4 protein-coding genes are annotated in these 3,457 nt (G+C 73.6%); 2 read left to right on the forward strand and 2 right to left on the reverse strand.

The genetic code is table 11. From position 1 onward, the window contains the following. Window positions 1-1,414 (forward strand): PspC domain-containing protein (locus tag ACRDP3_RS18075; RefSeq protein WP_431518000.1); only part of this gene is annotated, 1,414 nt, incomplete at its 5' end. Further along, on the forward strand, window positions 1,411-1,614 hold the full coding sequence (locus tag ACRDP3_RS18080; protein ID WP_431518001.1) for a hypothetical protein: 204 nt from the start codon (window positions 1,411-1,413) through the stop codon (window positions 1,612-1,614). The genes ACRDP3_RS18075 and ACRDP3_RS18080, both read left to right, overlap by 4 nt. A gap of 44 nt (window positions 1,615-1,658) precedes the next feature. Here ACRDP3_RS18080 and ACRDP3_RS18085 read toward each other — a convergent pair whose 3' ends face one another. Together ACRDP3_RS18085 and ACRDP3_RS18090 are read right to left on the reverse strand one after the other, a co-directional pair. After that, entirely contained in the window at window positions 1,659-2,207 is a 549-nt protein-coding gene (locus ACRDP3_RS18085; RefSeq protein WP_431518002.1) for a DoxX family protein, read from the reverse strand. A 176-nt stretch (window positions 2,208-2,383) separates the two neighbouring features. Then, window positions 2,384-3,457 (reverse strand): hypothetical protein (locus tag ACRDP3_RS18090; RefSeq protein WP_431518003.1); only part of this gene is annotated, 1,074 nt, incomplete at its 5' end.

Below are 3,457 nucleotides of genomic sequence, written 5' to 3' on the forward strand. Positions count from 1 at the left end.
GCAGGGCGCACCGGAGGCGGCGCCGCCCGCCCGCAGGCTCACCCGGAGCCGGCAGCCCAAGGTCGTCGGGGGTGTGTGCGCGGGCCTCGGCCGCTACTTCGACCTCGACCCCGTCGTCTTCCGGGTACCGCTGGTCGTGCTGTCCGTCATCGGCGGACTCGGCCTCGTCTTCTACGGCTTCGCCTGGCTGCTCATCCCCGCGGAGGGGGAGCAGCAGAACGAGGCACGCCGGCTGCTGTCCGGGCGGGTGGAGGGCACGTCGCTCTCCGCCATCCTCACCGCCCTCGTCGGCTGCGGCCTCTTCCTCGCCTCCATCGGCCACCGCAGCACCCCCTTCTCCCTCCTCCTCGCCGGCGCGGTCACCGGCGCCGCGTACTGGTCCCACCACCGGCGCCGGGCGGTGGCCGCCGAGGCGGTCGGCGTCCCCGTCGACCCCACCACGGCGCACGCCGTCGCCGACGCGCCCCCGGAGACCAAGGCGCCGCCGGTGCCGGCCATGCCGCCGTGGTGGTGGGAGCCGCTGACGAAGGACGGCGACGCCGCCCGGGACACCGGCTATCTGTGGGGGCCGGAGGACGCGGTGGTGCCGGACGGCCGGGGAAGCGGACTCGCGGCCGCCGCCGGATCGCGGTGGGGCCATGGCGGGGTCCACGACGGGATCCATGGCGGGGTCCACGGCCTGCGGCACAGGCGGGAGCGCGGACGCGGGCTCGCCGGACTGACCTCCACCCTCGCCCTGGTCGCGGCCGGAATCGGCACCTTCAGCGGCTGGGAGACGCGTCCGCTGGGCACCAGCCTGACGGTGGGGCTGGCCTGTGCGATCGCGGTGCACGGGATCGGGATCGCCGTCAGTGCCTTCGTGGGCCGGATCGGAGCCGGCTCCATCGTGCTCGTGGTGCTCACCGCGCTGATGATGGCGGGCACCGCGGTGATCCCGAAGGACATCGGTACGGACTGGCGGGACGTCACCTGGCGGCCGTCAGCCGCCTCGGACGTCCAGCCGCGCTACCGGCTGGACGGCGGCACCGGCGAACTCGACCTGCGCCGGGTGCGATTCACCGAGGACCGAAGCGTCGTACGGACCAGGGCGCGGGTCGGGGCGGGGGCGCTGAAGGTGGTCGTGCCGTGGGACACCCGCGTCGAACTCGACGCGGAGGTGGGCGCGGGAGAGATCCGGATGCCGCGGGGGACGAGTCCCCGCGGAGACGTCCTCGTCGACAGCGTCGCCGGCGTCGGCCGGCACGCACGGGAGACGCTCCCGCCCTTCGACGCCGACAAGTCGAGGATGACCCTCAGGCTGTGGGCGGATGTGACGCTCGGGCAGCTGGAGATCGTACGGATGCTGCCCTCGGGTGAACGGTCGGACCGGGTGCCGGAGACCATCACCCGGCACGAGGGAGAGGCCGGCCGATGAGCCCTCACCGCTTCGAACCCGCCCGGCTGGTGTTCGGCCTGCTGTTGCTGGGCGTGGCCCTGACGTACGCGGCGGACGCGCTCGGCGGGTGGGACGTGCCCGGCCCGCTGCTGCTGGTGGTGGTGCCGGCGGCGCTGGTGACGGCGGCGTTCACGGCGCTGGCGACGTATGCCGTACGCCGCCGGCTGCGCAAGCGCTGACCGCGCTGACCGCGCTGACCCACGGAGCCTGCCGGAGCGCCCCGTCAGCCGAAGATGTGCCGCCCCTTGCGCCGGCGCCGGGAGGTGATCGCCCGGTCCAGGGACAGCATCGGCGCCCCGGCCAGGATCAGCGGTGTCCAGGCCATCAGGTACGGCAGGTCGTTGCCGTAGTAGTACGGGCTGCTCGACCAGCTGACCGTCAGCCACAGTGACAGGGATATCAACGCGCCGCCGAAGGCGGCGAGTCGGGTCCACAGACCGAACAACGTGCCGAGGCCCACGGCGAGTTCACCGGCCGCGATGGCGATGCCGAAGCTCCGCGGGTCGTTCAGCGCCAGGTCGATCATGGCGGGTATCGCCGCCGCGTCGCGTGCCGACTCCAGCAGTTGCGCCAGTGAGCCGTTGCCGCTGTCGGCGAGGAAGGCGGGGTCGGTGAGCTTGTCCACCCCGGCGTAGATGAAGGTGACACTGAGGAAGAGCCGGAGCGGGAGCAGCGCGTACCGTGACGCTCCCGCGCGCAGACCGCCGCCAGGGAGGCTGTTTTCCGGCCCGTCGAGACCGTTGACCGCCCTCGTTCCGTCCCTCAGAGACATGGCACGCTCCACCTTCCGTAATGCGCCCCTGCCCGCATGTGTGTTCGGCTCCGGCTTCGGCAGGAGTGGACACGGTACGCGGACAGGCGCACGCGCACACCCCTGTGCGCGAGTTCCGCGCAATACAGAGGTCCGCGCGATGCGGCGAAAGCGTGGTGAGCGCGCGAGCGCGCGAGTCAGTCGGCGACGTCGATGGGGTAGCGGTTGGTCTCGACGCCCGCCGCCGTGACGACCTGGATCTCGACGCGGCCCGGCTCGACCTCCACCGGGACCGGGACGGTGAGGGTGGCGTCGGCGGGGTTGGCGAAGCCGCCGTTGACGGGGATCAGCGGCACCGGCACGTGCACGGCGCCGACCCGCACCACCATCCGGGCCAGCCGGTCGGGCGCCTCGGCGCCGGGCGGTACGAAGCCCGCGCCCCGGATCTCGATGTCGTCGCCGGTACGGATGGGCGCGTGCAGGTCCCCGATCTCGCGGGCCCGTACGACCGACAGCACCACCGGACGCCCGCCCTCCGCGTACTTGCCCGCGAGGTAGGTCGCGGCCGACACCACGACGAGCAGGGCAAGTCCCCAGGGCAGGTCGGGCAGTTGATCGGGCTGCCGGGCCAGCCGCACCGCGGCGAAGACCACGGCGACGGCACTGACCAGGACGTACTGCACGTCAGAGAAGGAACCACGGCCCGCGTCGTCGGTGAGCAGGTCGGCGGCGCGGGGGCGGTCGGCGCGCACCTTCTGCAGCCGCTGGTGCTGCACCCGCACCGTCACCGTGCGGCGGACGTAGACCGCTATGGCACAGCTCAGCGCGAGCACGGTCAGCAGCCCCGCGCCGCGCGACAGTTCGAGCCCCGACAGCAGCGCGCCGCGCTCGGCACGTGTGGCGCCCGCCGCAAGTTCGAAGGCGAGGACGAGGACGTCGTAGACGGCGAGGACCAGCCAGGACGCCGCCACCGTGCGGGAGGTCGACAGCCGGTTGTCCTCGCCGATGAGCGGGGCCATGGCTCCGCCGCGGGAGCGGTGCAGATACGCGGCGAGGCTGACCAGTCCGGCGGCGACGACCGCGGCGAGCAGAGCGGCGGTACGGGCGGTGGTCCAGCCCGCGCTCAGTGCGGTGAGCAGCTGGCCGAGCAGCAGCACACCGACGAAGGCCCAGACGCCGATGAGGGTGTGCCGCCAACGGGACGCCAGCCAGGCGGCGCCCTCCGCGCGGCCGCGGGCGGCGACCGTGCGGGCGGCGCGGGTCAGTTCGTC

The sequence above is a fragment of the Streptomyces sp. genome, from assembly GCF_050698815.1.
Classification (GTDB): Bacteria; Actinomycetota; Actinomycetes; order Streptomycetales; family Streptomycetaceae; genus Streptomyces.

Coding starts and splice junctions, on each gene's coding strand:
- ACRDP3_RS18085 (WP_431518002.1), bottom strand. CDS start 2,207: ATGTCTCTGAGGGACGGAACGAGGGCGGTCAACGGTCTCGACGGGCCG.
- ACRDP3_RS18080 (WP_431518001.1), top strand. CDS start 1,411: ATGAGCCCTCACCGCTTCGAACCCGCCCGGCTGGTGTTCGGCCTGCTG.